Source organism: Neobacillus drentensis (assembly GCF_036966985.1).
Classification (GTDB): Bacteria; Bacillota; Bacilli; order Bacillales; family Cytobacillaceae; genus Neobacillus; species Neobacillus drentensis_E.
On record NZ_JBALSN010000736.1, the window covers coordinates 1 to 1,267 of the forward strand.

General features: G+C 42.4%; 2 protein-coding genes. Both read right to left on the reverse strand.

Going from position 1 to position 1,267, the window contains the following annotated elements; translation table 11 throughout:
* Nucleotides 1–114 precede the first annotated feature (114 nt).
* Nucleotides 115–492, reverse strand: a complete 378-nt coding sequence (locus V7659_RS31150) for a hotdog domain-containing protein (protein WP_017366518.1) — start codon at nt 490–492, stop codon at nt 115–117.
* A gap of 137 nt (nt 493–629) precedes the next feature.
* A partial coding sequence (locus tag V7659_RS31155) for a GNAT family N-acetyltransferase (RefSeq protein ID WP_335543858.1) occupies nt 630–1,267 on the reverse strand: 638 nt, incomplete at its 5' end.

Below are 1,267 nucleotides of genomic sequence, written 5' to 3' on the forward strand. Positions count from 1 at the left end.
GCCTTTAGCTGTGCAGTGATTTCATTAAAGAGACCGCCGCTTTATATGGATCGTCAGCATCATGCTGAATAGAAGAGAATTAGATCGTTTAGCTGCCTCATCATAGGCAGCTTTTTATTTTTTGAAAACCACACCTTCACTTTTACCAGTAATGACTTCTTCTCCATGCTGATTGATATACCGGGAAAAAAGGTGGACACGATGGTATTTTTCAAGGGGTTCTACCTTGGTGACGGCCATCTGACAGGTAATGGTGTCACCTGTATAAACAGGGCGTATGAAGGTACATGTCATCTCTTGACCGATAAAATGAAACTGCCCGCCAAGCTTCGTGGCTAGACTTGCTGTGAGAAAGCCGTGTACCATGAGCCTGCCTTGATCATCTAGCTCGATATGATGTTTGCCAAGATCACCTGTCATCTCGCCAAATTGGATCACATCTTCATGCGTATAGGTTTTGCTTGTTTGAAATTGATCGCCTGGTTGAACCATCTGTTTTTCAGCTCCTTTTTTTAAATGTACCAAAGGAGTGAATGAATGTACATTCATTTTTATGGTGAGATGTTGGAGGCAAAGAAGAGACAGGCTACCTTTCTTTGCCCTTGATAAGTCAGGAAAAATGTCATCTTCTATTCAAAAACAACCATTTCTCCAATTGGATGAAATCCGGCACGCTGATAGATATGTTTGCCGTCATTTGAGGCTTGTAACATCACACACTTTTGTTTGTTATCTGTCTGGGTCAGAAGGTAATGAAACATGTCACTGCCAAGTCCTCTTCCGCGGTGTTCTGCCTTTGTGATGACATCATAAATACCGTAGCTGTCTGCTGTTTCAATCAATAAGCCCGTTGTGACCGGTTTGTTGAGTTCATATCCAACGAACATGCGGGTACTCGGGTGTAATCGTTCAATCGAAAAGCGCTGGAAATAGCTGTTTAAAGCGATTTCCTCAGGTGATCCTTCGAAAAGTTCGATAAATAAATGTTGATAATCGAGAAAAGTTTGATCGTCAGTCACTTCCTTGATCGTAAGCGATTGAGAGGTCCTTTGATCGATGTCGTTTGTATGTTCAAGCATCATGATGGTATTGCGTTCCACTTCTTGAAGCCCATATTTCTGCATGATATTCGACCAATCTGGGTGGAGCAGGCTTTGAGTGATCCATGTGCTGAATGCTAGCTGCTGTGGCTGCATTTGTTCGATGGCAGCTTCCACTTTTTGTTGATCTTGTATGTGCGCTGAAATGGGTAATAACAAATTGAACG